The organism is Bacillus piscicola, assembly GCF_022458745.1.
Taxonomy (GTDB): domain Bacteria; phylum Bacillota; class Bacilli; order Bacillales; family Marinococcaceae; genus Alteribacillus_A; species Alteribacillus_A piscicola.
Genome location: NZ_JAJJJF010000001.1, coordinates 70,989 through 96,466, shown reverse-complemented (window position 1 = coordinate 96,466; position 25,478 = coordinate 70,989). Strand labels below are relative to the sequence as shown.

Sequence of the window (25,478 nt, the reverse complement as noted above, 5' to 3'; positions counted from 1 at the left end):
AAATTATTGACTGTTTATAGTCTTATCATATTAGTACACATTATTGCGGCGGTTTGCGGATTAGGTGCTACCTTTGCTTTACCTGTGTTAATGAATAAGCCCAAAACAGTAACACAAGCCCAATTTGCTTTTACCGTAAATGCGGGCGTTGAAAAACTTGCCAAAGTAGGAAGCATCACACTCCTTATTACCGGTCTTATGTTGGGGATAATGAATCCACATTTATTTACACAGGGTTGGTACATCATTTCCATCATTGTTTTTATTGCCATTCAACCAGTGGTCATCGTTGTTCTTCCAAAGAAAATGGCGAAACAAATGAAAATATTAGAAACACACGATGGTACGGAACTGCCTGAGGCGTACAAACAAATTGGAAAACAGCTAGCTCCTTTCCACAGCATGACCCATATAGCAGCCGTTGTTTTGATTATCTTAATGGTACTGAAACCTTTTTAAGTTCTGGGGGTACCTGTTACACGGGGTTCGTATCGTGATCAACTCACGGCACCGGCCTCTTCTTTTTTAAAAAAATTCCCTGATTTGACAGTCTGAAAGCTTTAATCTGTCTTCCTTTCAAAAATTAACTCAAAATAACTGGCAAGGCCGTAGGAACTAGTTCCAGGCGCAAAAATCTGAACCAACCTCCACCCGTCTTTGGCGTGTTCCCGTATAATATCGTGATAATCCTCTTTGGGCTTCATACGAAAGCCACCTTTCAAGTCCACTTTTTCAAATTTATATTCATACATGGTCATGACGTTCCTCCTTTTGTTTTGAACCTGGAAGGGGCGCGATATTTGTTCCGTTATCGCCTCCGTAGATTAGTCACGAATCTTTAATCCCAACATTGTTGCAAATACGATGGCTTGTTCCGGTGACACGGTACAGCCTTTCAAATTTTCAGCGGTATCCAGGTTGATTTGTTCGAATGAGCAAGTACTGATATCCACTCCATCAAGGGAAGTCTGCGTCAAATCAATGTCGTTCAACTCGCATTGGCGGAACGCAACCATGTGTAACCGACATTCATAAAAGTTAGCACTCTGCAAAGAGGAATGGTCAAATACTACCTGGCTCAACTTCGGTTCTATAAAAGAACTTAAATTCAGAATACAATTCTCAAAGCTAACGTTCTTTAAATAAGCTTTCGTAAAATCGCTGCCAAGCAATTTACAGTTTTTAAAAGTAACCCGGTGTAACGAACCACCCATAAAGCTGGTATTAGACAAGTCGCAGTTCTCAACATGCACATCCACCATGTCTATCTTTTCGAAGGTTGATTGGAGCAGTCTTGTGTTTTTAAAACACATCCTGGATAAAGATAAATTCTCGATTTCCTCATTTTCAATAAATGAATCCGTCACCGTGCCATCCATTAAGTGTGGTTCTTCTTGGTGAAAGACATCTTCAAAGTTGATCGTATGCACATTTTCTTGTTGAATTCTAGGAAGTTCTACTTTCACATTCTTTGCCATACATCCTGACACCCTTTCAATCGTATAGGACGGCTTCATCAGACACCTTTTTATATATTCTAACTGAAAACGGTCTCCTACACGATCCATAAGACCAATTTAATCAGCAATCCTCTCAGTTTTGGTCTTATAACGGCTTCATAAGACCAATTCGCTGAACAATCCCCTCGGTTTTGGTCTTTTGGCAGCTTCATAAGACACTTTTTGCATAAATTCAAACCTAAAACGGTCTTATGAGCGTCTCATAAGACCACTTTATTCAGCAATCCCCCTGGTTTTGGTCTTAAGAGCACTTCATAAGACCAAATTTTCACAACATCCCACTAAAAATGGTTCTATGAGCGCTTCATAAGACCATTTTACCCAGTAATCCCCTAAGTTTTGGTCGTATGATAGTTTCATAAGACGCCTATTTCATAGATTCCAACTGGAATCGGTCTCATGAGCATCCCATAAGACCATTTTAACCAATATTTTCCTGAGTTTTGGTCTTATGGTTTGTGTAAAATGCCTTGAAGGTGGTTCTGATAAACCATTGCCTCCCCCCTCCCTCTCGATTACGGCTGGTAGCCTAGTAAAAGAGAGGGCAGGTAAAGGGAGAGTTCCGGGATTAAGGTAGTTACGATCAGTGTCGGGATCCAGCCGAAAATGATCATAATTAGAGTGGGGGACAGCATCTGGTTGATCGGTGCTTTGCTGATTCTCCCGCTTAAATAAACGAGTGGCGCGGTTGGAGGAGTAACGTTTCCCATTCCTAAGTTCACGGCAATGATCGCCGCAAAGTGAATCGGATCTACTCCGAGGCCGACGACAACCGGGAGTAAGATTGGTGTAGCTAATAGCACGCCGCTAATATCATCCATTAACATCCCAATGATGATGAGGAACACATTGATCATGAGGAGCAGCACGAGTTGATTTTCAGAGATAGCGAAAAGAAAGTTTAGTATTTGGGAAGGCAGGTCTTCCATAATATATAAACGGCTTAAAATCATAACCGAGAATAACATCACCATGACGACACCGGTAGTAGTGGCGGATTCTACTAAGACACTTTTTAACTTCTTCCACGTCAACCCTTTATATACGAAAAAGCCCAGTGGGAGCGCATAAAAAGCAGCAAGACCGGCTGCTTCCGTTGGGGTCATAATCCCGCCGTATATGCCACCCAGTACTAAAAGGGGCAGGGTCAGGGCAAAGGAAGCGGCGTACGTTCTTTTTCCGAATGTCCGTACAAAGGCAGCTGGATCCATTTTCACTGATGTTTCAACAGCGGGGTTTTTCTTCATCATAAAGAAATTGATCACGTTGAGTAAGGTGATTAAAATAATTCCGGGCACTAACGTTGCCAGAAAACTCGCGAGGACCGATTGGTTACCGAGCCAGGCATACAAAATCATAATGGAACTCGGCGGGATCAACATCCCGAGAACCGAGGAATTTGCGACTAATGCAGCCGAGTACCCGAGTGGATAACCAGCCTTCTCGAGACGCGGGAACATAATGGAACCGATACTTGATAACGTGGCCGCCGCGCTCCCTGTAATAGAACCAAAAACAGCGCTGGACAGAATCGTCGCGGAACCTAATCCACCTTTCACCCGTCCCACAAATAGTTCAACTAAATCTACCAATCTTTTCGCAATACCGCCTTTTTCCATAATACCGCCAGCAATGATGAACAACGGAATCGCGAGTAATACGATATTCGTCATTTGGCTGTGCCCATACGGCAGTAAAAAGCTGGGAGCATAATCACCAGCGAAAATGAGATACAGAGCGGATCCGAAAAAAGAAAAGGGAACGGGAACACCTATCACTAATAGAAAACACAACAGGAGCAGAGCAATAACGACTTCCATGCTACAAATCATTCCCTCCATTAATCATTCATTTTTTTCCTTGCTCCTTGTTTGAAAAAACGCGATGACGTCCTGAATGAAGTTAATACTAAGATAAAAGGACATAAGAATAAAACCGATAAATATGGCACTTTGCGGAATATACGCGGGTATGTGAAGGGCTGGTGATTCTGCCCCTTGCTGGATCGCCCATACGATAAATTCCACCGCCCAATACGTGAAAACGAGACAGATGACGAGCGTAATAAGCGATACGACCGCTTTCACAAGCAGGCGAATTTTCTCATTCGTAATATAGGAATTGGTGATGTCGGCTGTAATATGGCTTCTCTCATAACTTCCATACGAACCGCCGATAAAGTAAAGCCAAAAGGCAAACACTACGATGATTTCTTCGATGCCAAATAGACTCTTTTCCAAAATGTAGCGAAAGACCACATTCAAACTAATTCCGATGATGATAAAGAGACTGCAGGTAATGAGGATGGTGCGCTGTATGTTCAGCAGAGATTTCCAGATGACGGTAGCCGCTGATTGCATCGTTTCCTCCTTTCTATAGTCCCCCTGTAAACTCCTTATCTTGGACGTACAGGGGGAATACGCTTTTACTCACACGCCCTGAAGACCTACTTTTGTTTACTGATATTCCTCTGTCAATCCGTTATAAATATCGTCCCCAAGCGTTTCTTTCAATTTCGGCCAGGTCGTTTCCCTTGTGTAGTCCGCGAGTTTTTTCAACTCCTCATCGGAGAAGGTGATGATTTCAATGTCATTTTCCGCCATTTTGTCCCGGTATATTTGATCATTTTCCTCCGCAATATTGAAGCTTTCTTCCATCATCGTTTGCGCAGCGTCTTGAATGATCTGTTGATTCTCTTCCCCGATGCTCTCCCACTTGTCCATATTCATCAGCATCGGTACCATTTCAAAGAAGTCATTGTACTGGTAATAATGGGTAATTAAATCACCGACATCATGATAGTTCGCAACCGGCGGACCCCCGGCCCAGCCATCTGCCACTCCTGTTTGCATCGCTTGGTATAATTCCGCATAAGGAATGCTGACTGTTCGGAATCCCAAGTCTTCGGCGGTTACCTTATACATTTCAATCGGCGGCACGCGAAGCTGAATTCCTTTGTCCACCCCTGGCTCTGTAGGTTTTTCTAACGCTTCCATCGCTCCTATCCCGCCGAAGCCTTCCACGTGAAATCCTAAATACTTAACCCCTGCCTCTTCATTTAATTTCTCGTTTGTTTGATAGAAAAAAGAATCCGGAGCATATACGTCTCTTGCGACATCGTATGATTCAGCCAAATAATTTACCCAGTTAATGGCTAAACGCTCATCGAAGTCGGTTGGAATCGAGATCAAGCCCATATCAATTGTTCCGCGCATGATTTCTTCATAGACCAATGTGTAATCCCCTAATTGTGCTGCCGGGTATAGATCTAATGTGATCGCACCATTGGATTCCTGTTCCACCGTTTCTTTGAATTTTTTTAGTGCCTGAGTATTGGGGTGGTCTTCCGGATACTGACCCGCCACTTTAAACGTAAATGTTTCTTCTGTGTCTGACGCAGTCTCCGCTGTTGCTTCTTCTTTTTCTCCTGTATTGCCGCCGCCACATGCCGCCAGCACAAAAATACAAACTATTCCAAAAACAAATAACATACCCTTCCTCTTCGTATACATAGGAAAACCCTCCTTTAATTATTGAAATCTCGTAAGCGAAAATGGAGACAATTCACAGGGACTATGAGCGCCGGCAATTAAATCAGACATCAGCTTTCCTGTCGAGAGCGACATGGATATGCCGCTCATCGCGTGGCCGGTTGCGATAAATACGTTCTTGTGGTCCGGTACTTTTCCCAATACCGGCAGTCCGTCCGGCGTCATCGGTCTCATCCCGGTCCAGACTCGCTCTTTACCTTCTATCGGGGTGGAAAAATATTTTTGAACAGAATGTCGTAAACCTTGGACTCGTTTTTGATCAATTTTCCCGTTGATCCCGGACAGTTCCATCGTACCTGCAATTCGCACGGCATGTTGGTAGGGACTGATCCCAATCTTTGAATTTCCTAAATAAAGCGGATTTGACACTTGTATGTTTGGTTCTGTAATCGTAATGCTGTAGCCTTTTCCAGCGGTCATCGGGAGTTTGACGTTTAACTCTTTCACTAGCTCAGCTGACCACACTCCTGCCGTTATTAAAAAAGCATCGCCTTCGATCACTTGCCTGCCACATCGCACCTCCTTCACCTCGCCATTCTTTTTCTTGATCTTGGTTATCGGTGTATTGGCTTTTATTTCAACATCATGACGCTTCAACCACTCCAACATTCCCTGTAGATAACTTTCCGGGCGGACGTGCCTTTCCGCCGGCAAATACAAACCACCTACTACGTCCTCTGACACAGTCGGCTCAAGCGCTGCAACCTCCTCTCGTGATTTTATTTCAGGAATCGGATGACCGATATCCGTGATCACTTTCAGTTTTTCATATTTCGCTTTAATCGCCTCTTCCTCCGTAAATAAAAACAGCAAGCCTTTTTGGTGCAACTCAAAGTTCACGTCGCCGTCTTCTTCCATCTCATTAAACAGTGGGAGGGAATTTTTGCTTAACTGCCTCATTGCTTTGTAACCGCTTTCGTAAGAATGTTTATTACAATGCCTCCAGAACTTGTATAACCAGGAGGTCATCGCTGGCACTTTTGTTGGTTTAATATAAAGCGGGCTGTCTCGTTGCAGCATCCATTTCAGGGAAGTCTGTACTAACCCTGGCGCCGGGACCGGTTCTGATAATGTCGGACAAATCCAGCCCATGTTTCCGGCTGAGCAGCCCTCTCCCGGTATACCTTTGTCGATCACGGTCACGTCGTAACCCCTTTTTTTTAAATAATAAGCAGAGGAAAGTCCGATGATTCCCCCACCGATGACTACTATTTTTTGTGTCAAAATCCCACCACCTTCTGCCCTGTTTTGAACGTGTCAGAGTTTAAGCGTTTGCCCAATGCCTTGGTTTGCGGCTGCTTCAAAAATGGCCTTTCCAACCATAATGTCCTCAACAGCCATGCCGATATTATTACCGATAACTAACTCATTTTCATGCTCCCGTCCTTTCTTAAGACCAGCGACTACTTCTCCTAACTCGCCGTTAATCGTGGGAATGCCAGCAGGATAATACCCATATTCTTGAAAAAGCTTGTTTTGTTCAATGCTGTCAACAAAATACTTATCCGCCTTTTTCATCGTTTTATCTTCGTAAAGCGTATGAAGATCACAGAGCAGAATCGTCTGCCCTTTTCGAATCCACTCGTCTTTTATTTGCGGACGAGGCTGCTCGGTAATAACGGTTGCCGATGCTACAATTAAACTGCTTTTCACCACTTCTTCCATCGATGCGGCTTGTATGATCTCGACTTCCATTTGCGGTTGAATCTCTTGGATCAACCGCTCCATCGCTTGCGGTGAGACATCATAGATGAAAATCTTTTTTAATTTCGGCAAGACATTGGCGATGAACTCCACATGTTTCCTTCCTACTTCCCCGCAGCCGATCATCCCGAACGTTTCCGAGTTAGTGTTACTTAAATACCGGGCGGCAACGGCAGTAACAGCAGCCGTTCTTACTGTCGTTATCCACGACGCGTCCATAACCGCTACAGGTAATCCCGTCTCCGGATCGTTAAGCGTGAGTAAGGCGGTAATTTGAGGCAGACCATACAACTCCCTGTTTTCCGGAAAACCCGCAGCCCACTTTATCCCACATGCTTGATGTTCTTGTATGTAGGCAGGCATCGCGTGAATAAATGTATTTTCCTTCGGATGGATGCCAATTTTAGCCGGCATCTCTACTTCTTTCATTCCGTGAATGGACAGGGACCGTTCTATTAAATGAATGATAGTTGTTTGTTTTCGTTCCATTCCTACAATGTCATCCCGACTGATATACAGCAAGTCCCGTCCCACTTCCAACCCGCAAAAATTCCTCATGTTCCTGTCACATCCCTGTATTGAAATGTTTGGTGCCTGTTCATTAGATTATATTTTATTTACTGAATTATTAGTATAGTATTAAGAGTATGAAATAAAAGGAGGGAATTTGTGCAATCTATACAAAATGATTGGTATTGGAATCTCCGGGAGGCTTAGAAACATGTTAGATCATCGTATGGCACAGAGAATTGCCGAAAAGACAACTGACATTTGTGGGTACCCCGTGACGATTATTGATTCGTCAGGACTGATTATCGGTTCGTCAGACAGATCAAGAATCAATACGATTCACGGTGGGATTGATGCAGTTTTTCAACATAAGCAGTTGATTGAGCATGATGAAGAGGAAGTGAAAGATATTCCCGGAGCCTATGCCGGCATTGCCTGCCCGATTGTTTTTACTGATAATGTCATTGGCGCTGTCGGAATACGCGGCAATCCGGACATCGTAAGAGGCTACATTCAATTAATAAAAAATCAGGTCGAAATGATGTACCAGCAGCGCTTGCATTTCGAACTCTCGAAGATCAGGTCCGATGCCTTTGATTTATTTATCCAAGAACTTCTATACGGGCAATTCAACAGTGGGCAAATGAAATCGTTAGCACAGGTGAACAATATCAACTTAGACCTGAGACGGTATGCCTTTGCCATTAAGGTCACCGATAAAACAGCAAGAACGCAACCGGACAACCTCGATCATGAAAAGTTTTTAGAAGTGATCCATAACGTCATAGATTCGATTACGGAGTTTTTACAAGAACCACAAACGATCGTTTGCCATACAAACAACGACATCGTCTCTATTTTTAAACGGCACCACGACGCTTCTACACCTATGGAAGAATTCGAGGAGCTGTATGAGTTTTTAAAAAGAAAACACGATCTGCAGTTCTTAGTGGGGGCAGGAGGAGAGTGCTGCGGAATAACAAGCATGCGATCCGCCTATCAGGGCGCCCATCAAGCGCTATCGATTGCGGATCGTCTCGGATACTCGGAAGGGATCCTATCGATTCAGGACCTGTTTGTGGAAAGAATACTATTGGAAGTAAAAAAAGAGGTGGTAGACGACATCACCCTAGACCCGTCTTTGATACAATTTCTTTCGCCTCGGAATAAAGGGCTCCACGAAACCCTTTACTGCCTTTGTGACAACGACTTAAATATTACCCAAACCGCAAAAAAACTATATATTCACCGCAATACCCTGCTTTACCGACTCAAAAAAATGAAACAAATCACCGGCCTCGACCCACTGACATTCCGCCATGCGATGACGTTACTGCTGTTGCTTCACATGCAAAAACTTTCTTAAGACATTTTCTCATAGATTCTGGCTGAAAAAGGGGCTCATGGCGACTTCATAAGACACTTTTTTCATAGTTTCTAGCTAAAGCCGGTCTTATGGAGGCTTCTTGAGACTTATTTTACACACATTTCAACCAAAAACGGTCCCACGGGTGCTTCTCGTGGGACCGGTTGACGTCTGGTTGATGCAAGCCACCGTATCAAATGGCTTTGAGGGCTGCGATTCCTTTTTTCTTCGCTTTCATCCATTGGAAGAAGACAGTGACTACGATAATGGCAAGCCCGATAGCGTCCTGGATAAGCGCTGGTGTCATGAACATCAGTGCTCCTGCGAATAATAGGATCCTCAGAATTGGATTCATATGGGTCATGAGGTAGCCTTCTGTCGCAGTGCCAAGCATGATGACACCGAGGACAGATGTCACGACAACAAGAATTCCTTCCCCTATCGTTGTATGAATCAAGAGCAGGGAGTCGTTAAAGACGAATAAATACGGTACGATGAATCCGGCAACGGCTAGTTTCATCGATATGAAGCCGGTCCTCATAGCCTGCCCTCCTGCGATTCCGGACGCAGCAAAAGCGGCAAGGGCCACGGGAGGCGTAATGTTGGCAAAGATGCCAAAATAGAATACGAATAAATGAGCCACAAGCGGTTCGATTCCAAGCTGTACGAGCGCCGGTGCTGCCATAGTCGCGGTGATGATGTACGTCGGGATACTGGGGAGTCCCATCCCTAATATAATACAAGCCACCATGGTAAAAAGAAGCGTGAGTAAAATACTTGCTCCTCCAAGAGTTACAATAGCATTGGCAAGTTTAATACCAAAACCAGTCATCGTAGCGACACCGACGATAATACCAACCGCCGCACAGGCAATCGCTACCGCTAAGGCAGTGCGGGCCCCGTCTTCCAGGGCATCCACAATGTCTCTAAACGACATTCTCGTCGTTTTCCGAAACATGGCCACGATAACGGTAACGACAATGGTCAGGAAAGCTGCAAAGATAATCGTGCGACCGCTAAAGAATAACATGTACAGTAAGAATACGAGCGGGATTAACAAGTGACCTCGTTCTTTCATCACTTGCTTAATTTGCGGTAAATTCTCACGAGAAATCCCTTTCAATCCATCTTTTGTGGCGCGCAGATGAATCTGAACAATACTGGCCACGTAAAATAACAGCGCAGGAAGCAACGCGGCTAAAGCTATATCTGTGTACGGGATACCGAGCATTTCCGCCATAATGAAGGCGGAGGCACCCATGATCGGGGGCAAAATCTGACCGCCGACGGAAGCGGCGGCTTCTACCGCACCGGCAAAATTTCTATTGTAGCCGATTTTTTTCATTAATGGGATTGTAAAAGCCCCTGTTGTTACGACGTTGGCAATCGCGGAACCGTTAATACTTCCTAAAAATCCAGAAGCAATAACACTTACCTTTGCCGGCCCTCCCTTAGACTGACCAGCAACCGCTAAGGCAAGGTCATTAAAAAATTGGCCCATCCCCGACTTTCCGAGAAAAGCTCCGAATAGAATAAACAGGAAAATATACGTAGCGGACACTCCGATCGCAGTGCCGTACACTCCTTCGGTTGTCACGTACATAAAACCGACTAAATCTTCCCACGTGTAGCCGCGGTGGCGGAATATTCCCGGCATCATATTTCCGAACATGCCGTACAAGAAGAAAAGCACGGCTAGTGCCGGCAAAGCCCAGCCAGTAACACGTCTTGCTGCTTCTAAGACAAGAAGCACAAGAATGGCTCCGAACAAGAGATCAGTCGAATTCGGCAGACCACCGCGATTCATAATGGCGGTATAATCAATGAAGAAATAGACCGTTGTTGAAAAGGCGATGAGTGCAAACAGGATGTCATATATCGGCACCTTTTTGGCAGTTGATCGTTTAAAAGGCGGGTACAAAATAAAAATAAGCGCGAGTACGACTGCCACGTGAAGAGACCGATGCTGCAATGTTTGCGGTGTTCCCACATACGACGTATATAAATGATAGACAGATAAAAACACAGCCAAAATGGTTACAATTTTCGGAACTACGGGATTCTGGAAGACCCGGAACCTTGATTCACTGTCATATTTTTTCAATACTTCCTCATCGGTTTCCATGTCGGCGGTCAAATGAGGAGTATCATTCCCTTTATACACTTCTTTCTCCACATCCCTCACCTGCTTTCTACACATATTTCTACCGCTTCATGGTGCGGTATTTCTTTACTAAGTTGGCGGTTGTCGTTTATCGTAACCGTGTGTTCGGCTTCATGAGAATGAATCCACTGATAACACGCCAGTTTTTTATTAAGGTTCTTATATACAATGTTCCCGTCTTCCAAAACGACGTCCTCTTTGCTTTCGTGATCCACTCCTGCTCCGTACGATTGAAAGCGGGTTTCGGCAAGGATCAATTCTCCCTCGTCATTCACGAGAATGGTATCCTGCCATTTTGTTTTTTCTACCGAATGAATCCAGCTTACGGTTAGCTTCATGCCGGCGACAGCTTCTTCTTCGCCGTACACCTCTCCGGTTCTCTGATTCTGGATCACCACTACCTCTTTTTCAGCAGTACCGGCTGACGTCAACAATACTATGACAAGTAGAAGGAAAGGCGCCGCTATGAAGACGCCTCTACCTTTCAGCGATCGGATCTTATTCAAGTACGCCTTCTTCTTCATAATATTTCTTCGCACCTTCATGAATGGGAATCACCACGTTTTCCGCTGCACCTTCCACGGTAATGTTTTTGGCGGCGTTATGAGCACTATGCAAAGAGTCCAGGTTATCAAATAACGTTTTGGTAATGTTATAGACTTCTTCCTCACTAAGACTTGACTTTACCATGAGAATATTTTGTATCATCGCCGTATTCACGTCTTCTTCGTTTTCGTACATTCCTGCTTCGATGACCCCTTCTTGGAAGAATGGATAGCTATCCAATAAGTACTGCATTTCTTCTCCTTCAATCGGCAGGATTTTCACATCATGTTGTGTGGAGAAGTCAATAACGGCGGAGTTCGGAATACCGCTGTTGATAAAAGCAGCGTCCACCATCCCATTCTTCATTTGATCCACCGACTCGGCAAACGATAGATAATCTTCTTCGATATCGTCATAGCTTAAACCGTATGCATCTAAGATAAGGCGCGCATTCAATTCGGTTCCAGACGCCGCCGCTCCTACTCCGACTGTTTTTCCTTTTAAATCGGCAACGCTTTCAATACCTGAATCAGCAGGTGCTATGACTTGTACGTAGTTTGGATATAAATTTCCAATGGCTGTAAGGTCCTCTCTTGGCTCCTCCTCTTCGAACGCACCACTGCCTTCGTAAGCTTGCAGGGCACTGTCAGACATAACGGTCGCCAATTCTGCCCGGTTTGTGCTTAATAGGTTAATATTTTCTACCGAGGCTCCCGTCGCTTGTACCGATGTATCCGCGACCTCTGCACCTTCAAGAATCTTGGCAATGGCCCCGCCGATCGGATAATATACACCGGACGTTCCTCCGGTTGCGATCGTAATAAAGCTGGAACCGGCCGCGCCGGCACTCCCCTCTTCTGTTGATTGACCTCCATCGTTCCCACAAGCTGTAAGTATAAAAGCTGCTGAAATAACTGCAGTCAACATTTTTTTCACGTTATTTCCCCCTTTGAATGTATTGTCCTATGTATAATGCAACCTTCATGCCATAATAAAACGCTTTCATAAAAAACGTGTGAAAACCCTTAAAACAGGGAAATATCAAATAACTACTAAAAATAAAGCATAAAAAAAGGGCGGCAATATTTGCCTGCCCGGCATATTTTGCCGCTTATGAATCGGTCACGTTGTACATCTTTACTTTGTCTCGTAAACTACGCTCACTAATCCCAAGCATTGCCGCGGTTTGCTTCCGGTGGCCGTCATTTGCTTTCAACGTTGCTTGAATAATCTGTTTTTCCGCTTCTTTCATCGTCGAACCGACAAAATAGGAGGCTGCTTCTTCTGCCGAAACAGGTGTCCATTTCTCCCCCAGTATGTACGGAGGAAGGTCATCCAATTCAACCATGTCACCATCAGACAACACCATAGCAGCTTCGATAATATTTGCCAACTCTCGAACATTTCCCGGGAAATGATAGCGAAATAAGGCACTTTCTGCTTCTTTCGATAATCCTTTTACATCCCTGTTTAGATCTTGATTAAGCTTTTCGAGATAATGCTTAATCAGATACGGCAAATCTTCTTTTCGATCACGAAGCGGCGGTAAGGGAATCTGAATCACATGAAGGCGGAAATAAAGATCCTCTCGAAATTCCCCTTTTTTCACCGCCTGCTGTAAATCTTTATTCGTTGCCGCGATGACACGTACGTCCACTTTTTCCGATTTATTCGATCCGAGCGGGGTCGCTTCCTTTAACTGCAACACTCGTAGAAGCTTTGCCTGCAAGGCTAACGGCATATCTCCAATCTCATCGAGAAAAATCGTTCCTTTATGAGCCAGTTGAAATTTTCCGCGTTTTTTTGTATCAGCACCCGTAAACGCTCCTTTTTCATATCCAAATAACTCGCTCTCGAGCAGCGCTTCGGGGATGGCGGCACAGTTAATCGTCTCCAAATGTTGCTGTCTTCTTTTACCTGAAAAGTGAATGGACCGCGCAACCAATTCTTTTCCGGTGCCGCTCTCGCCGGTAATTAACACACTCGTATCGACTTCTTTTACTTTTTTAATTACTTGATAGACTCTCTCCATTGCTCGGCTTGTCCCAATCATGCCTTCATAATTATACTTTCGCTCTAGCTCTCCGGTTAGGTACTCTACCTTTTTATTCAACTCCGTATAATGAAGCGCTCGTTCAATAACCGACTCCAACTCCGCCATGTTTATAGGTTTCGTTAAATAGGAATAAGCCCCCAGTTGTAAAGCTTTTACCGAAGAATCAATGGTACCGTAAGCGGTAATCATAACGACAGCTGTATCCGGCTGCTCTTTTTTTATTTTCTGCAAAACGTCAAGGCCATCCCGGCTCCCTATTTTTAAATCGAGCAGACAAAGATGAATCTGTTCTTCCATCAAGATCCGAAGGCCTTCGTCCGGATCCGTTGTACTTCCTACCTGGTACGCATCTTCTAAGGCAAATTCGAGCGCCGAACAAATGGAAGGTTCATCATCAATGATTAAAATATTGGCCACTTCTCGTCCCCCCTATCTTCGCATCCGTCGCCTGAGCGCGGCTTAAGCTGCTTGGAAAGTTAAATGGATAGTCGTTCCATCGTTTGTTCCCGTTATCGCCATCTGACCGTTATTTTCTTTGACATATTGGTACGCAACCGATAATCCCAAGCCAGTGCCTTTTTCTTTCGTCGTAAAAAAAGGTTCAAATGCTTTTTGTTTCGCGTCCTCCGCTATCCCCGGCCCTTCATCCTCCAGTACGATGTGAATAAGGTCCTCTTTCTGCCACGCTCGCATAGACAAGGTCAAACCTCTGTTATTCGTTTCTTCCATGGCATCGATTCCATTAATGATTAAATTAATAATAACCTGTTTCAACTGGTCCGCGTCTGCTTTCATATATAAATTTTCCGACCATTCTACATGCAAATCAAATCCTTTTTTCTCAACAGTTGCCTCAAATAACAGTGCACAGTCTTGCAGGACGCGCGTCACGTCGATTACTTCCTTTTGTTGTTTAGCCGGCCGGGCGTAATCAATCAGACCTTCTATCAGCTGATTCAGGCGGTCAATTTCCTGGGGCACAAAAGCCGTCATTTTCTCTCTAAATGTCATGCTCTGAAATTTCTTTGGCAAGAGCTCGACAAATGTCTTGATGGACGATAGCGGATTCCGAATCTCGTGCGCGATACCGGCAACGACCCTGACCAGTGCCTGGCTTTTTTCTTGTTCGAACACTTGCAGCCGCATCATCTGTTCTTCCGTATTATCTTCTAGCCCAAAAATAATTCCTGTCACACTACCAGTAAAGTCGTATAACGGGTAAACATAGTAGCGCAAATATTGCAGCTGATTGTCTGTTGTCATCCGTGTGGTTTCCAGTCCTAAATATTGTTTCCCCTCCCCTTTCAGCACGATAGGGAATTTTTCTTCTAATAGCTTTTTTAAAAAAGGATGGCTGGTAAACGCCTGACCTTCTATGTGTTCTTTTATACCGAGAATGTCTTGTGCCCGCGGATTCATCGAGGAAATTCGTCCCTTTTCGTTCATCGTTATAATCCCGCGCGGACTGGAATTTAAAATTTGTCGTTGAAATTCTGTACTGTTTTTGGTCTGTTCCATTTGCTCTTTCAACGATTCATTCACATCATGCAAGTCACTCGTTTTCCTCGCTACTTCCCTTTGCAGCTGCCGGTTCCAACGTACCCAAATAAGAATGATGATAATAGCAATCACGAGCAGCGTGCCAATAATGCGGATAGCCGTCCACAAATGTTCAGGCGCGAGTCCCGCTTCCTCGCCAAACCATTTCTCGTACAACTCGGTATACGTCCCGTCACTTTTCATTTCCCGAATACCGCGGTTCAATTGATTTAATAGTGTGTATTTTTCCTTTCCGACCCCAATCGAATACTCAAGCGGCAGCATGTGTTCTTCAACAAAGATATAGTTGTCTTCCCTATTATGGGTTTTAAGAAAATATTCCGCCGTTAACACATTGCCCGCAACCGCATCAGCCCTCCCCTGATCCATAACCTGTAGGGCCGTTACTTGATTACTCGTTACCTGATACTTAACGCGCCTGATATTTTGCAAAAAATCATACTCCACCGTATTCCGCTGTACCGCCACCGTGTGGGACGCGACGTCGGAGATCCCGTGAATGCTATCTGTGTCGGCGGGTACAAGAATGCCCGCAGCAGTGGAGAGAATAGAATCACTGAAATCCAGCACGCTGTCATGCCGTTCCGAAAAATTGATCGATAAAATCATGTCAATCTCATTCGCTTCGATCGCTGCAAGAGACTCCTCTTTCGACAGGGGGACATATTTTATCGTCATTCCTGTTCGCTCCGCAACGCTGTTTAACACATCCACGGAAAATCCCGTTAACTCCTTTCCCTCCCCCTCTATGTGCATCGGCGGCAAATCCGGATCATACGCGGCAATCCATACCCGTTCCTGCTCCTCGACATCCTCTTTGTGTGCCTTTGCTGCCTCCTGTTCCGCATCAAGCAGCGCCGGAAACGCAAACCAGCCGAGAACACAAAACAACCACACCCATCGTTTCAACAAAACCCGAGCCCCCTCTCCTTTTTGTCGATTTTACTATAAAAGACACTTGAATGGAGCGAAGACTTTCAAATACTCAAGAACAGGGGCTGCCGCACCCTCTCCGTTTACATAACCGCCCCGATTAGACACCAATTCATGGACTTTGGCGCTAAAAGCAGACTTATAAGCAACTCATAAGACCAATTTACCCAGTGATCTTTTTAGTTTTAGTCTTATAACAGTTTCATAAGACGCTCTTTACATAGATTCAACGCTGCCATTTTCTGCTTAGCAATTTTTCACAATCGTATACCGCTGCTATGATGTCGTTATTTTCACCAATCCGCTTTTTTACGACTGCATACACCCTCTATGACGCCGTTAACTTCACCAAGCCTCTTTTTTACGACTCCATACGGTCTCGATGATGTCGTTATTTTTCCCAATCCTCTTTTTCACGACCGCATACCACTTCTATGACGCCGTTAACTTCACCAAGCCTCTTTTTCACGACTGCATACGCCTTCTATGACGTCGTTATTTTTCCCAATCCTCTTTTTCACGACCGCATACACCCTCTATGACGTCGTTACTTTTCCCAATCCGTGTTTTCACGACTCCATACGGTCTCGATGATGTCGTTATTTTTCCCAATAATCTTTTTCACGACCGCATACGCCTTCTATGATGTCGCTATCTTTACCAATCCGCTTTTTCACGACTGCATACCACCTCTATGACGACGTTATCTTCGCCAAGCCCCTTTTTCACGGCTCCATACGGTCTCGATGACGTCGTTATTTTTCCCAATCCTCTTTTTCACGACTGCATACGCCTTCTATGATGTCGCTATCTTTACCAATCCTCTTTTTCACGACCGCATACCACCTCTATGACGACGTTATCTTCACCAAGCCCCTTTTTCACGACTTCAATCATCTCTCTCTGGTTATCGGTGTTTGTGGCTGGGGTGGCGTAAAATGATTGTTTTGGTACCATAATAAAAGAAGCGACAAATTCAAAATGGCTTTGTGGGTCACACGAAGTGAAAGAGGGACAGGTGCATGAAGCAGAGTTGGTCTATTTATCGTCATGATTTGAAAAACACTACGACAAACTGGGTGGCGCTGATTATCATCGGCGGGCTGATTGTGCTGCCGTCGTTGTACGCTTGGTTCAATATTAAAGCGTCATGGGATCCGTATGGCCAAACCGATCGAATCCCGGTAGGCATCGTGAACGAGGATGAGGGGGCGACGATCCGGGACCATGACATGAACGTCGGAAAGGAGCTTGTCGAAACATTAAAAGAAAACGACTCGCTCAACTGGCAATTCACCGACCGGAAAACGGCGATGGATAAACTGGAGTACGGGGATTATTTCGCGGTGATTGTGGTGCCGGAGGATTTTTCCGAAAAAATGGCAACCGTCATGAGCGACCACCCCGAGAAGTCCACGATTGATTATTATGTCAATGAAAAAATCAATGCGATTGCTCCGAAAATTACCGAAAAAGGAGCGAGCGTGATCGTCCAGAAAGTAAGCGGACAGTTCATCTCGACTGTTAATGGGGTCATTTTTGATGTGTTCAATAAACTCGGGATCGAGATTGAAAGTCAGCTGCCCGACATTGAGGCATTTGAAACGTACATCTTCCAAGCCGAAGAACAACTGCCCGACGTTTATCAGCTGCTCCAAGACGGTCTTGATGAAGCCAGCACGGCGCAAGGGATTATTGAGAAAGCCCAAGCGCGCCTTCCTGATGCCAAGAACGCGACAGAGGAAGGGTTACAGACCATTCATGACACCGAAGCGCTCCTGGCCAAAGCAGAAAATAAGCTCGATGAACTGGCGCCGAAAATCGAAGCCGACCTGAAAAAAGCACAGCAAACCGCAAGCACGGTCCATGACTTTCTAACTGACTTGACGAACACTGATATTAGTTTTGAGAAGCAAGAAGAATTAATGAACAAGCTTGACGCACGCGTAACAGAATCGGTGACACGTCTGAGTAAAGTGGAACAAGCGCTGGAACGGTTGAGTGAATTAAACACGGACAACCCGGACGCTTCTGCCCCAAACCGCCGGCAGGAAGCCGCTCAGGCCGTTCTTGATAAAGCCGCGGCCGACGTTGCTACCTTGCGTGGAGCCTTAGAGGAGATGCAATCGAATGCCGGTACTATCGACCAATTTATTACCGACAAACACGGGGAGGTCGATCAAGTACTTGCTAATCTTACAGAGCTGTCCGCCAACACGGATACCCGGATTGGGCAATTTCTCGAAGAATACCATCAAGACATCGAACCTGCCGTAAGAAAAAAAATGAATACAGCCAAAACTACACTCGCCACCGGAAGCGACGTGTTAACAGACATTCAATCAACGATTCCCGAAGTGGCTCAAGTGTTGGAGAATGCGGACACCACGCTTTCCGACGGGGAAGAAATGCTGCAAAAGATCGCGAACGAATATCCGTATATCCGCACGAAAATCAACGAGCTTGCGAACCGCATCCGTGACATTCAAGGGAAAACGGATATTCATGAAATCATTGAACTGCTGAAAAACGACCCAGACGCCGAGCGCAGCTTTTTTGAAGAGCCTGTAAAACTAAACAAAAATGAGCTGTTTCCGATTGCCAATTACGGTTCCGGCATGACCCCGTTTTACACCGTGCTGGCGATCTGGGTCGGGGGCCTGCTTTTGATCTCGTTACTCGCAACTGATGTCCATGACCCGTCGCCCTACACGGTGTCGGAACGCTATTTCGGCAAATTGTTCACGTTTCTGACGATCGGCCTGTTACAAACCTTGATCGTCACATCCGGGGACTTGTTCCTTTTGCATGTGGAGGTGCGTGAGCCGGTCTGGTTCATCTTGTTCGGTTTATTGATCAGTCTCGTATTCGTCACGATTATTTATACGGTCGTCACTATTTTCGGTGACGTCGGCAAAGCGGCCGTTATCGTCATGCTCGTTCTGCAAATTGCCGGAGCGGGCGGCACCTATCCGGTTATCCTTTTGCCTGAGTTTTTCCAGGCGATCAGCCCATTTCTGCCGTTTACGTATGCGATTGACTTGATGCGCGAAGCACTCGGCGGCATCGTGTGGGAAAGAGCCCAACGCGACATGCTTTTCCTCGCGCTCTTCGGTCTGGCCTTTCTTGTTATTGGCACCTGGCTGAAAAAACCGATCAACAAACAAACGGAAAAACTTGTGAAAAAATCACGGCAATCCGGCATGTTCCATTGATTCCAGCAGCCATAAAGGTAGCGCCCGTTGCATGAGAACGGGCGCTTTTACGTGCAGAAACGAATATTTTCCTTTCCGACAGCAAAGCATAAGCAAAACAACCAACATGGAAAGTGGGAAAGCACCATGAAGCACGTCATCAGCCTCGCGGTCAAAACGATACTTGTGATGCTTATTCTCGTCGTCTTTTTGTCTTTTTTCAATGGGTATGCGCTTTGGAAGACGCTGCTGTTATCCGCCATTGTCATCGGAGCTTCTTATTTGATTGGAGATCTGTTTGTATTTCCTGTCACGAATAATGTTGTTTCCACCATCGCTGATATTGTGTTAAACACTTTGGTCATTTGGCTCCTCGGTCCTTTCGTGCTGAATGACCCGGTTCCGTTCCTTCTCGCTCTCGTCGCGGCCCTTCTCATTGGAGCTTGCGAATGGTTTTATCACAAATACGTCGTGAACGCTCTTATTACGAAAAACCCGCGTGTTTATTCGTAAGCCGGCGCCCGTTCCTTCCACGAAACGGGCGCCTCTCGTTTCGTTCACCAAGGGACGGACATGCTTTTGAGGTAGTCTTCGAGCTCTCTCCGATGCGCCTGTTTTTCTGCTTCACTCCATTGCAATGTTTCGCTCATCCACTCTAATACTCGCTCTTTGTGAGTCAGCACCCAGTTTTTCTTCAAGTACATCGCACCGGTTCTTCGAATGAAAAAGTCAAGCGGGGTGACGGCCATTTCGTGTTCGATGGCGTATTGGAGTTGGGCATCGATGAGCCGCTCGGACTCGCTTTCGCCGCCTCGTTTTCGTAACTCTTCTAGGATGGCAAATACGTCGTCTACATTAGATCCGTAACGTCTCGCAAGCGTCTCGGCGTTTTCTCTGCTTAGCCCCAACTTGCTTCCGTCGTTTCCTTTTCGTTGGATAAAACTTTCAAAATGCACCGCTCCGCCAACATCGCCACCGGAAATCGGAAGGGATGCCGTCATGCTTGGTGAAAAAAGTTTGTAGCGCTCTTCTTTAAACTTTTTCGCGACGAGGTCGACGATCGTTTCGGCCATTTTCCGGTAGCCGGTTAATTTTCCGCCGGCGATCGTGATCAGTCCGGACGGCGATTCCCAGATTTCATCCTTCCTGGAAATCTCAGACGGCGATTTGTCTTCTTCCATTATTAATGGTCGTAATCCAGCCCAGCTCGCCTCCACCTCTTCCGCCGTAAGTGAAAGCGACGGGAACATCGAACGGACTGCGCGCAGAAGGTAATCACGGTCCTCCTCCGTCACGCGGGGACGCGCCAGGTCGCTCGTATATGTAGTATCGGTCGTGCCGACGTACGTTTTTCCCTCTCGCGGAATCGCAAACAGCATCCGCCCGTCCGCGTTATCGAAGTAGATCGCCTGTTTTAAAGGGAAAACGCTTTGGTCAAACACGAGATGAACCCCTTTTGTGAGGGTCAAAAACTTTCCTAATTTGGAATCGTCTTTTTCACGTAGTGTATCGACCCACGGACCCGCCGCGTTGACGATCTTTCTTGCATGTATCGTTCGTTTTTTCCCGTTCTGTTGATCGATTGCTGTCACGCCGGCCACTTTTTCTTTTTCATAAACAAACCCGTCCACCTTCGTATAATTGACCGCGTCCGCCCCGTAATTCACTGCCTGCTTGAGCACCTCAAGCGTTAAACGGGCGTCGTCCGTTCGGTATTCCACGTAATAACCCCCACCCACGAGTCCTTCCTGCTTTAACAAAGGTTCTTTCTTTACAACTTCCGCCCGCGACAGCATGTTCCGGCGCTCTCCCTTTTTCACCCCTGCTAAAAAATCATAGAGACGTAACCCAATAGCCGTGCTGTATTTTCCTAACGAGCCGCCGCGATAAATCGGCAGCAGCATGCCCGTGGGCGTCGTGACGTGCGGGCCGTTTTCATACACGACCGCCCTTTCCTTCCCTACTTCCGCTACCAGCCGTAACTCCCCGTTCTTAAGATAACGAAGCCCGCCGTGGATCAGCTTCGTCGACCGGCTCGACGTCCCCGCCGCGAAATCCTGCATCTCCACAAGCGCCACCTTCATCCCGCGGCTCGCCGCATCAAGCGCAATTCCCGCCCCGGTAATTCCGCCGCCGATCACGAGCAAATCATACGCCGTCTTTTCCATTTTCTCCAGCCACTCATCCCGCTGCAAACTCGAAAAACGCATACAATCCCCCTCCTTAGCCCGACGTGTCTTTCCTTCTACGTTATTCGGGCAACCTTAGCGATAGACTACCAAAGAAATCAAGGAATGCAAGAAAAAAACAACCCCGCGCCCGCGTATCGATTAGTTTGAATTCCGTCACGTGTTCATAAGACCGGTCTTCCCTCGAATTCCATGATTTTCGGTCACATGACATGCACAAACCCTGATCATCAGACACTTTCACGGGGGAAAACACGGAAATCTGGTCTTTTGAACGCCTCATAAGACTAATTTTTATCAAAACCACCGACGTTTTGGTCTTTTGAGCGCTCCTTACGACCAATTTTAATCAAAAAATCCGACATTTTGGTCTTTTGAACGATCCATGAGACCAATTTTTATCAAAAAACCAGGCGTTTTGGTCTTTTGAGCGCTCCATAAGACCAATTTTTATCAAAACCACCGACGTTTTGGTCTTTTGAATGCCTCATAAGACTAATTTTTATCAAAAAACCCGACGCTTTGGTCTTTTGAATGCCTCATAAGACTAATTTTTATCAAAAAACCCGACGCTTTGGTCTTTTGAACGCTTCTTACGTCCGATTTCTACTGAATTACGGAATTTTTGTTCGGATGGATTGCGCACTTTTTGTCGGGGCCGATGCTTCGTCTACATCCCTTCTTTCTATTTTTTCTGCCTGGGTGGTCAGGCACTACTAAATCCAATTTCTCGTGAATAGATATGAGACAAAAAGGGTGGTCTACTATTAGAAACAAAGGGATTGTGCTGCTGGCTATTATTTTCGTATTCGTCTTATTCCTCGCCCTTGCTTTCTTTTTTATAAAACCTTCGCCAAGTGAACAGGCCAAGAGCACCGTTGAGTCTTTCTATGATTACGAGCAACAAGGTGACTTTGCCCAGTCCTGGCAACTGTTTCATTCGGATATGAAAAATAAATTCACCAAAGGACACTATATCCAGGACCGTGCCCACGTCTTTTTGAATCACTTTGGGGTGAATACATTTTTCTATTCGGTCGGTAAACCGGAGAAAATCGAAAACTGGCAGATGGAAAAGGACGCAACGACGTTGGAGGAAGTGTACCAAATGGACGTCGTCATGACTTTTAAAGGAAAATACGGCCATTTTGACATCACCCAACCTGTATTTGCTGCAAAAGAACAAAACGAGTGGAAAATTTTATGGGACTACAAGAAATAAAGGCTTCCACCATCCTCTTCGGTACTTGAGGAACGAACCTCCTATTTGCATAGCATGGCTTAAAAAAGGGAATAATACATGTATCGAATTCTTATTATGTTGCTATGCAAACCCGGGAAGGAGGCAGGACGGGTGAACGAACATGATTTATATATGAAAATTTTTGAAAAGAAAGAGGAACTCGGTAGTCTGCTCAAGGAACATTGGCAGTTATACTCCAATATGGGGACGGGCTATTTTTGGATCAACCTCGCTACTTTTGTTGTCCCACTCATTGTCTGGTTTGTGTCGACCGGAAGAGAGTGTTTGAAATTGCTTTCTTCGGCTTTTTCATGCATGTTCTCTGGTATGTAGTAGGAAGTTTTTTAACGTCCCATAACTACTATAACTATGCCCACAGCCTATTCTACATGCTGCCACAGGGGACCTCGGTTGTCGCGGTGCTGTTCCCAGTCGTGTTTATGCTGCTTTATCAATATTGCACGAACCATAAAAAGAACTTCTGGATTTACTCGGCAATCGGTTGCTTTTTGTTTGCATATGGATACAATGTGCCGATGTCTGCCATTGACCTGGTCCGCCTTCATAAGGGGATGAATCTGTTTTATGTGGCTTTACTCGATGTGGCGGTTGTCTTTCTTTCTTATGGTGTGACCCATTTGTTTTTGAAATTACAGCGAAGAACCTAAAAGCCAAACTTTCCGCAACACTACCCCTTTGCTCGCCCTTTCGTTCAAAACTTTCAATTATACGATGACAAAAGAACCATTGTCAATAACAAATTTGCATTCTTTTCGATTATATGATACTATATATATAGAATAATACGGAGCCAGCATTCGCACAATCGTACGCAACTTCTTTCAGAAAGAATTTGAGTGCGGTTTTTTTGTTGACTACGTATAAGGAGAGTGTATTCGTGAATTTAATTGACGAGGAAGTAACCCATAAGGTTTTTGGGTCAGGTAATGTCGTAGATCAGGATGAATCGGTCATCACCATTAATTTTAATGAGAACATTAAGAAATTCGTTTACCCTGACGCATTTGGGAAATTTATTACACTAAACGACCAAAATGCTGCACACCATTTGAAGAAAGCCCTTATGAAAAAGGAAATGGAACAAGAAGCACTTGAAAAGAAACGCCAGGAAGAAAAAGAGCGGCAGGTGCTAGAACAGCAGCGCAAGGACATGCTGAAGAACCACAAAATTCATGAAAGCTCCCAACTTGTTTTCTGGCTGGACGAGGAAGAGCAACAACAAGTATTTACCGACTGGCAAGTATTTACCGGCGTGAGTCAAAGCGGGAAAAATAAGGGCCAGCCAAACAGAGCGGCTCGTTTGCGTCCAAACAGCGCCACGCTTCTGACTGCAAGAGCGTCGGATCAACCAGAAACTGACAGACGGATCCTCGGACTCTACATGGTAGCCGAAACATTCTCCGGTAACCTTAGCGAAGACGGCATTATCCCGTCGCACGCGGAATATAAAATCCAGCTCACCGAACAAGAAGCAGAGAAAATGCTATTTTGGAATTATTATATTAACAAAAGCTACCCTCATCGAATGACATGGGGATCCGGGAAATATCGTTATTTCGATAACGTGTGGACGGCGCAGATCTTAAAAGACATTGCTGCCTTAAAAACAGATGAAGAGGAAATAAAAGAGGTTACGAACTTCCTCGAATACTTCTGCCAAGTGAATGCCCTTGACATCGATAACATCCCAGAGGCGAGTGGCGGCTTGAAGCAATCCTAATCAGAAATTAGGACAATGCCCCCTCCCCTCCAACCAACTTCCTTTCCTAAGCTTTTGCTTAGAAAGGAAGTTTTGTGTTTCATGAAACTAATTTTAGCGAGGGAAATTAGGTTTGGGTCTTATAAACGATCCATGAGACCGATTTCAATGATAATCCTCAGTGTTTCGGTCTTATGGAGGCTCTAGAAGACCAAGTCTTGCTAAAAAACCCTGCAGATTGGTCTTCTGAATGCTCCTTAAGACCACTTCCTCTGTTTTCTTCGGGCGTTTTGGTCTTTTGAACCCTTTATAAGACCGATTGACACGACTTTCATCAATGTTTTGGTCCTTGGACGCCTCTCAAAGACCAAGTTTTACCCAAAAATGACGCCGTTTAGTCTTTTGAACGATCCTTAAGACCACTTCCTCCGTTTTCTCCGGGCGTTTTGGTCTTTTGATTGCTCCTTAAGACCAATTGGCGCGACTTTCATCAACAATTTGGTCTTTAGACGCTTCTCTAAGACCAAGTTTTACCCAAAAATGACGCCGTTTGGTCTTTTGAGCGCTCCTTAAGACCACTTCCTCGTTTTCCACTGGCGTTTCGGTCTTATAAATGAAAAACGCTCAATTAAGACCTATTCCACGCGACGGCCCAGTTTGTTTTTTACCAACAACAAGTCCTCGATAAACCGGGTGCGTAAATTGGGGCGGCGTCTGATGGCGAGTGGATGGTAGGCGACGGCGGTTTCGTATCCTTTTACCCAATGCCAACTTCCGCGCAACTGTTTCACTTCCGCTTCGGGGTCTTGAAAAAAAGACTGAACGGCCACGTTACCCAGGCATAATAGGAGGCTGGGTTTTTGCTGGGTAAGCTGTTTATCCAAGTGGGTATGCATACAAATGCTTCGCGCTTGCTCTTTCTTGTATGTTCGAAGGGGCTGCCTTTTTAAAATGTATGTCACATAAAAGGATTCCTTCTTCATTCCGACCTCGTGGATGGCCTCTTGAAGTGTCTGCCGGGTGCCGCATACGAAAGGGTTCCCTTCACGATCTTCGCGGGCACCTGGATTATCAAGAATCACCATGATTGGTGCCTCCGGATTGCCTTCTCCCCAAACCATCCGCGTCCCTTGTGAATAGAGCCCGCATTCCTTGCAGTTCAATTCGTCTGCCGGCGTCGGGTCTTCCGGCCAAATTTCCGGGCAAAATGGCATCATGCTCA

21 protein-coding genes are annotated in these 25,478 nt (G+C 45.4%); 7 read left to right on the top strand and 14 right to left on the bottom strand.

Annotated elements, in window-relative coordinates; genetic code table 11:
• Positions 1-6 precede the first annotated feature (6 nt).
• Complete coding sequence (locus LOR49_RS00445; protein WP_240374028.1) at positions 7-459, top strand: DUF2269 family protein; 453 nt, start codon at positions 7-9, stop codon at positions 457-459.
• Between the two features lie 101 nt (positions 460-560).
• On the opposite strand, the gene LOR49_RS00440 is transcribed toward LOR49_RS00445, so the two are convergent.
• The 7 genes from LOR49_RS00440 to LOR49_RS00410 all read right to left on the bottom strand — a co-directional run bounded on the left by LOR49_RS00440 (position 561) and on the right by LOR49_RS00410 (position 7,333).
• The gene (locus tag LOR49_RS00440; RefSeq protein ID WP_240374947.1) at positions 561-752 is read right to left on the bottom strand and encodes a DUF4177 domain-containing protein; all 192 of its coding nucleotides are present in this window, start codon (positions 750-752) and stop codon (positions 561-563) included.
• Between the two features lie 72 nt (positions 753-824).
• Positions 825-1,478 (bottom strand): pentapeptide repeat-containing protein, encoded by a 654-nt coding sequence (locus LOR49_RS00435; protein ID WP_240374027.1) that lies wholly within the window; start codon positions 1,476-1,478, stop codon positions 825-827.
• Between the two features lie 557 nt (positions 1,479-2,035).
• Positions 2,036-3,340: a TRAP transporter large permease gene (locus tag LOR49_RS00430; protein WP_240374026.1), complete on the bottom strand. Its 1,305-nt coding sequence runs from the start codon at positions 3,338-3,340 to the stop codon at positions 2,036-2,038.
• 24 nt (positions 3,341-3,364) lie between these two features.
• Complete coding sequence (locus tag LOR49_RS00425; protein ID WP_240374025.1) at positions 3,365-3,880, bottom strand: TRAP transporter small permease; 516 nt, start codon at positions 3,878-3,880, stop codon at positions 3,365-3,367.
• Between the two features lie 96 nt (positions 3,881-3,976).
• The gene (dctP, locus tag LOR49_RS00420; RefSeq protein ID WP_240374024.1) at positions 3,977-5,032 is read right to left on the bottom strand and encodes a TRAP transporter substrate-binding protein DctP; all 1,056 of its coding nucleotides are present in this window, start codon (positions 5,030-5,032) and stop codon (positions 3,977-3,979) included.
• An 18-nt stretch (positions 5,033-5,050) separates the two neighbouring features.
• Positions 5,051-6,295, bottom strand: a complete 1,245-nt coding sequence (locus LOR49_RS00415) for an NAD(P)/FAD-dependent oxidoreductase (protein ID WP_240374023.1) — start codon at positions 6,293-6,295, stop codon at positions 5,051-5,053.
• A gap of 33 nt (positions 6,296-6,328) precedes the next feature.
• Positions 6,329-7,333, bottom strand: coding sequence for an ornithine cyclodeaminase family protein (locus LOR49_RS00410; protein ID WP_240374022.1), 1,005 nt, complete (start codon positions 7,331-7,333; stop codon positions 6,329-6,331).
• A gap of 163 nt (positions 7,334-7,496) precedes the next feature.
• Between LOR49_RS00410 and LOR49_RS00405 the strand changes: the two genes are divergently transcribed.
• Positions 7,497-8,651, top strand: coding sequence for a CdaR family transcriptional regulator (locus LOR49_RS00405; protein ID WP_240374021.1), 1,155 nt, complete (start codon positions 7,497-7,499; stop codon positions 8,649-8,651).
• Between the two features lie 193 nt (positions 8,652-8,844).
• Here LOR49_RS00405 and LOR49_RS00400 read toward each other — a convergent pair whose 3' ends face one another.
• The 5 genes from LOR49_RS00400 to LOR49_RS00380 form a co-directional block, all read right to left on the bottom strand.
• Entirely contained in the window at positions 8,845-10,776 is a 1,932-nt protein-coding gene (locus tag LOR49_RS00400) for a TRAP transporter permease (RefSeq protein ID WP_240374946.1), read from the bottom strand.
• Between the two features lie 56 nt (positions 10,777-10,832).
• The gene (locus LOR49_RS00395) at positions 10,833-11,321 is read right to left on the bottom strand and encodes a DUF1850 domain-containing protein (protein WP_240374020.1); all 489 of its coding nucleotides are present in this window, start codon (positions 11,319-11,321) and stop codon (positions 10,833-10,835) included.
• Positions 11,314-12,288, bottom strand: coding sequence for a TAXI family TRAP transporter solute-binding subunit (locus tag LOR49_RS00390; protein WP_240374945.1), 975 nt, complete (start codon positions 12,286-12,288; stop codon positions 11,314-11,316). The genes LOR49_RS00395 and LOR49_RS00390 overlap by 8 nt, the downstream gene beginning before the upstream one ends.
• Positions 12,289-12,472: 184 nt before the next feature.
• Entirely contained in the window at positions 12,473-13,834 is a 1,362-nt protein-coding gene (locus LOR49_RS00385; protein ID WP_240374019.1) for a sigma-54-dependent transcriptional regulator, read from the bottom strand.
• A 42-nt stretch (positions 13,835-13,876) separates the two neighbouring features.
• Positions 13,877-15,889 carry a transporter substrate-binding domain-containing protein gene (locus LOR49_RS00380; RefSeq protein WP_240374018.1) on the bottom strand — a complete coding sequence of 671 codons (2,013 nt, stop codon included), beginning with the start codon at positions 15,887-15,889 and terminating at the stop codon, positions 13,877-13,879.
• A 1,043-nt stretch (positions 15,890-16,932) separates the two neighbouring features.
• Between LOR49_RS00380 and LOR49_RS00375 the strand changes: the two genes are divergently transcribed.
• Entirely contained in the window at positions 16,933-19,125 is a 2,193-nt protein-coding gene (locus LOR49_RS00375) for a YhgE/Pip domain-containing protein (RefSeq protein WP_240374017.1), read from the top strand.
• Between the two features lie 51 nt (positions 19,126-19,176).
• A complete protein-coding gene (locus LOR49_RS00370) occupies positions 19,177-19,617 on the top strand; it encodes a DUF2512 family protein (RefSeq protein ID WP_240374016.1) in 441 nt (146 codons plus the stop codon).
• A gap of 44 nt (positions 19,618-19,661) precedes the next feature.
• On the opposite strand, the gene LOR49_RS00365 is transcribed toward LOR49_RS00370, so the two are convergent.
• Complete coding sequence (locus LOR49_RS00365; protein ID WP_240374015.1) at positions 19,662-21,314, bottom strand: glycerol-3-phosphate dehydrogenase/oxidase; 1,653 nt, start codon at positions 21,312-21,314, stop codon at positions 19,662-19,664.
• Positions 21,315-22,035: 721 nt separating this feature from the next.
• On the opposite strand from LOR49_RS00365, the gene LOR49_RS00360 reads away from it, so the two are divergent.
• The 3 genes from LOR49_RS00360 (at position 22,036) to LOR49_RS00350 (ending at position 24,277) form a co-directional block, all read left to right on the top strand.
• Positions 22,036-22,515: a hypothetical protein gene (locus tag LOR49_RS00360; protein WP_240374014.1), complete on the top strand. Its 480-nt coding sequence runs from the start codon at positions 22,036-22,038 to the stop codon at positions 22,513-22,515.
• 302 nt (positions 22,516-22,817) lie between these two features.
• Positions 22,818-23,204 (top strand): hypothetical protein, encoded by a 387-nt coding sequence (locus LOR49_RS00355; RefSeq protein ID WP_240374013.1) that lies wholly within the window; start codon positions 22,818-22,820, stop codon positions 23,202-23,204.
• 230 nt (positions 23,205-23,434) lie between these two features.
• Complete coding sequence (locus LOR49_RS00350) at positions 23,435-24,277, top strand: malate synthase (protein ID WP_240374012.1); 843 nt, start codon at positions 23,435-23,437, stop codon at positions 24,275-24,277.
• Between the two features lie 614 nt (positions 24,278-24,891).
• Here LOR49_RS00350 and LOR49_RS00345 read toward each other — a convergent pair.
• Positions 24,892-25,473: a uracil-DNA glycosylase gene (locus tag LOR49_RS00345; RefSeq protein ID WP_240374944.1), complete on the bottom strand. Its 582-nt coding sequence runs from the start codon at positions 25,471-25,473 to the stop codon at positions 24,892-24,894.
• Positions 25,474-25,478: the final 5 nt, after the last annotated feature.

Bases quoted from the DNA above. Each gene is read 5' to 3' on its own strand.
- LOR49_RS00440 (WP_240374947.1), bottom strand. From the start codon at position 752: ATGTATGAATATAAATTTGAAAAAGTGGACTTGAAAGGTGGCTTTCGT.
- LOR49_RS00435 (WP_240374027.1), bottom strand. From the start codon at position 1,478: ATGGCAAAGAATGTGAAAGTAGAACTTCCTAGAATTCAACAAGAAAAT.
- LOR49_RS00430 (WP_240374026.1), bottom strand. From the start codon at position 3,340: ATGGAAGTCGTTATTGCTCTGCTCCTGTTGTGTTTTCTATTAGTGATA.
- LOR49_RS00425 (WP_240374025.1), bottom strand. From the start codon at position 3,880: ATGCAATCAGCGGCTACCGTCATCTGGAAATCTCTGCTGAACATACAG.
- dctP (WP_240374024.1), bottom strand. From the start codon at position 5,032: ATGTATACGAAGAGGAAGGGTATGTTATTTGTTTTTGGAATAGTTTGT.
- LOR49_RS00410 (WP_240374022.1), bottom strand. From the start codon at position 7,333: ATGAGGAATTTTTGCGGGTTGGAAGTGGGACGGGACTTGCTGTATATC.
- LOR49_RS00405 (WP_240374021.1), top strand. From the start codon at position 7,497: ATGTTAGATCATCGTATGGCACAGAGAATTGCCGAAAAGACAACTGAC.
- LOR49_RS00400 (WP_240374946.1), bottom strand. From the start codon at position 10,776: ATGGAAACCGATGAGGAAGTATTGAAAAAATATGACAGTGAATCAAGG.
- LOR49_RS00390 (WP_240374945.1), bottom strand. From the start codon at position 12,288: ATGTTGACTGCAGTTATTTCAGCAGCTTTTATACTTACAGCTTGTGGG.
- LOR49_RS00375 (WP_240374017.1), top strand. From the start codon at position 16,933: ATGAAGCAGAGTTGGTCTATTTATCGTCATGATTTGAAAAACACTACG.
- LOR49_RS00365 (WP_240374015.1), bottom strand. From the start codon at position 21,314: ATGCGTTTTTCGAGTTTGCAGCGGGATGAGTGGCTGGAGAAAATGGAA.
- LOR49_RS00360 (WP_240374014.1), top strand. From the start codon at position 22,036: ATGAGACAAAAAGGGTGGTCTACTATTAGAAACAAAGGGATTGTGCTG.
- LOR49_RS00345 (WP_240374944.1), bottom strand. From the start codon at position 25,473: ATGATGCCATTTTGCCCGGAAATTTGGCCGGAAGACCCGACGCCGGCA.